This is a genomic window from Flavobacterium sp. SOK18b (genome assembly GCF_014156605.1).
Classification (GTDB): domain Bacteria; phylum Bacteroidota; class Bacteroidia; order Flavobacteriales; family Flavobacteriaceae; genus Flavobacterium; species Flavobacterium tiangeerense.
On record NZ_QKNZ01000115.1, the window covers coordinates 1 to 2,790 of the forward strand.

Genomic DNA, 2,790 nt, shown 5'->3' on the forward strand with positions numbered 1-2,790 from the left:
TTTTTAAACCTCATAAATATAATTAATTAAATATTGTATTTAAATTCTGATTAACTTTGTATTAGTAAATATATTTGACAAAAATATGAAAATAATAGCAGTCATTCCCGCACGTTACGCCTCTACACGATTTCCCGCTAAACTGATGCAAGATCTTGGAGGGAAAACCGTAATCCTAAGAACCTATGAAGCAGCCATCAACACGCAATTGTTTGATGATGTTTTTGTAGTGGCGGATTCCGATTTGATTTATGATGAAATTATTTCTAATGGTGGAAAAGCTATTAAGAGTGTCAAAGAACATGAATCCGGTAGCGATCGAATTGCCGAAGCAGTCGAAAATCTAGATGTTGATATTGTGATTAATGTGCAAGGTGATGAACCCTTTATTGATGGCGAACCTCTTGCCAAAGTCATTGAAGTTTTTAAAAACGATTTGGATAAAAAAGTTGATTTAGCCTCGTTAATGCGCGAAATCACTAATCAAGAAGATATCAATAATCCGAATAATGTGAAGGTTGTAGTGGATCAAAGCGGATTTGCTTTGTATTTCTCCCGATCTGTGATTCCGTTTCCGAGAGAGCAAAATGTAGGTGTTCGATACATGCAACACATTGGTATTTATGCTTTTAGAAAAAAAGCATTGTTGGATTTTTACAGTTTACCAATGCAATCTTTGGAAGCATCCGAAAAACTAGAACAACTGCGCTATTTGGAGTTTGGAAAACGAATCAAGATGGTCGAGACCACACACGTAGGCATCGGGATTGATACTCTTGAAGATTTAGAAAAAGCCAGAAAAATGCTTTAAAATAAGGAGTTGCTACGCTAATTTTTCAATTACAATAAGTTCATTGTGAATTTCAATTCGGGGAATCGTCCTAATTTGAAATTGCGGATGGACAAAATCAGTAATATATTTTTTATTTCTACTGTTCTGATCATCGTTCAAAATCATGGTGTTGAATAGAATAAAACCTTTTGATTTAATGAGGTGGCAAAGCCTATTGGTAAAAAAGATTTCGAATAAAAAATTAGGCATAGTGGTGTCTTGAAATATATCAATGATGATTAAATCGTATTTTTCTTTAGTTTTTAACACAAATTCAAAAGCGTCGTCGATTATAATTTCCAGATTTTCAACTTCATTCAATTTGAAATAGGTATTTGCAATATGAATAATTTCGGGATCTATCTCAACTCCAGTTAGTTTGCCTTTAAATTTCACATCGTCAACTAATGTTTTAATAACGCTTCCTCCGGCAACACCTAGTAGTAAGATGCTTTCCATTTTTACTATCTTTTCAAAACCAATACTTTTTAACCCGAGTCTTAAAATGCGCTGTAAACTACCATAAGAGTAGTTCGCATTTTTGGAATCTAAAACTAATTCTCCGTTCGCCCAAGTAACTTCAATTGACTGGCTAATGCTTGATTTTGTTTCAAAAATTTTAACAGGAATTAAATAACTCAATATTTTTTTGATCATTACGAATGGTTTTAATCAAAAATAAGTTTTTTATCATTTATTTTGTCACAAAATCTAAGTAATGAAAAAAATAATATACCAATTCTTGTTTTTTAAACTTATGGGTTGGAAAATAGTAGGTGGAATAGATCCTAATTTAAAAAAGTGCGTCATGATGGTTATGCCACACACCAGCGCGCATGATTTTTACCTTGGCATTTTTACAAGGGGAATTACAGGACTTGAAATGAATTGGGTAGGTAAAAAAGAGTTGTTTCGTTTTCCACTCGGAATTTATTTTAGATATATGGGCGGGGAACCACTGGATAGGAGTGGAGGATTAAACAAAGTGGATTCAATAGCTGCCATATTTGATAAAAAAAATACTTTTAGATTGGCTGTGGCACCAGAAGGGACTCGTAAAAAAGTAAGTGAATTAAAAACAGGATTTTATTATATGGCTTTAAAAGCTAATGTACCTATTGTTCCTGTTTCGTTTGATTTTGGTAGAAAACAGGTTCATTTAGGGCAACCGTTAAATCCGTCTGGCAATATAGAACAAGACTTAACAATACTGAAAGAACACTACAAAGGAGTCTTGGGTAAAATTCCCGAAAATGGAATTCAATTCTAAAATTAAAATTTAGAAATTGATACAAGATTGAATGATCACAAAAGTAAATGCTTTTCTAGAGTTTCTGGAAAAGCATTTTTATTTTGGAGTATATTGTTTAAAGGTCCCGTTTTTATAAAAAATCATGATTGTTTCAATCTCTTCCTGATCTGAATGAGTTGTATTTTTCGTAGGAAATGGAATTTCTGAAATTATATTAGGAATAGGAGGTATAAAGTCAGTAAACAAATCGGCAGTGGAACTATTGCTTTTTACTTCAGTATCAAAATTGGAACTGTTTCTATTTTCTTTAATATTTAAATTGTTTACATTAAATTCCTGTAATTTAGGAAAACTTCCTTTCCCGTTTAGAATCCAATACAAATCAACTTCGGGAAAAACATCTAAAATTTTTAATATAAAATCCAAACTTGGTTTGTTTCTTCCAGATAGGAGGTGTGACAAGCTAGAACGTTGTACACCTATTTTATCTGCAAATGAAGAGGCATTAAGTCCGTAATAATCCAATATAATTTCTAACCTTTTAATAAAATCTTCGATGTTTACCATTGTGAATTATATTTAAATTATATCTATTTACAAATGTAACAAATATAAGTGAATAAACGGTAAATTAGGTCTAAAAAGAATTTAAAATTACCATTTGTATTAAAGTAACAGTACTTTAAAAACAATATACGTACTTAAT

The 2,790-nt window shown here is 31.5% G+C and carries 4 protein-coding genes; 2 read left to right on the plus strand and 2 right to left on the minus strand.

Annotated features, from left to right (window positions below; all coding sequences use genetic code 11):
- Positions 1-85 precede the first annotated feature (85 nt).
- On the plus strand, positions 86-811 hold the full coding sequence (kdsB, locus tag DNC80_RS14165) for a 3-deoxy-manno-octulosonate cytidylyltransferase (protein WP_182651769.1): 726 nt from the start codon (positions 86-88) through the stop codon (positions 809-811).
- Positions 812-823: 12 nt separating this feature from the next.
- On the opposite strand, the gene DNC80_RS14170 is transcribed toward kdsB, so the two are convergent.
- Positions 824-1,489 carry a spermidine synthase gene (locus DNC80_RS14170; RefSeq protein WP_182651770.1) on the minus strand — a complete coding sequence of 222 codons (666 nt, stop codon included), beginning with the start codon at positions 1,487-1,489 and terminating at the stop codon, positions 824-826.
- Between the two features lie 61 nt (positions 1,490-1,550).
- Here DNC80_RS14170 and DNC80_RS14175 point away from each other — a divergent pair, with 61 nt between their 5' ends.
- Positions 1,551-2,102 (plus strand): 1-acyl-sn-glycerol-3-phosphate acyltransferase, encoded by a 552-nt coding sequence (locus DNC80_RS14175; protein WP_182651771.1) that lies wholly within the window; start codon positions 1,551-1,553, stop codon positions 2,100-2,102.
- Positions 2,103-2,180: 78 nt separating this feature from the next.
- Here the strand turns inward: DNC80_RS14175 and DNC80_RS14180 are convergent, their stop codons facing one another.
- Positions 2,181-2,651 carry a helix-turn-helix transcriptional regulator gene (locus DNC80_RS14180; protein WP_182651772.1) on the minus strand — a complete coding sequence of 157 codons (471 nt, stop codon included), beginning with the start codon at positions 2,649-2,651 and terminating at the stop codon, positions 2,181-2,183.
- Between the last annotated feature and the right edge of the window lie 139 nt (positions 2,652-2,790).

What these genes read in the sequence shown, in the direction of transcription:
- kdsB (WP_182651769.1), top strand. Translation starts at nt 86, where the DNA reads ATGAAAATAATAGCAGTCATTCCCGCACGTTACGCCTCTACACGATTT.
- DNC80_RS14170 (WP_182651770.1), bottom strand. Translation starts at nt 1,489, where the DNA reads ATGATCAAAAAAATATTGAGTTATTTAATTCCTGTTAAAATTTTTGAA.
- DNC80_RS14175 (WP_182651771.1), top strand. Translation starts at nt 1,551, where the DNA reads ATGAAAAAAATAATATACCAATTCTTGTTTTTTAAACTTATGGGTTGG.
- DNC80_RS14180 (WP_182651772.1), bottom strand. Translation starts at nt 2,651, where the DNA reads ATGGTAAACATCGAAGATTTTATTAAAAGGTTAGAAATTATATTGGAT.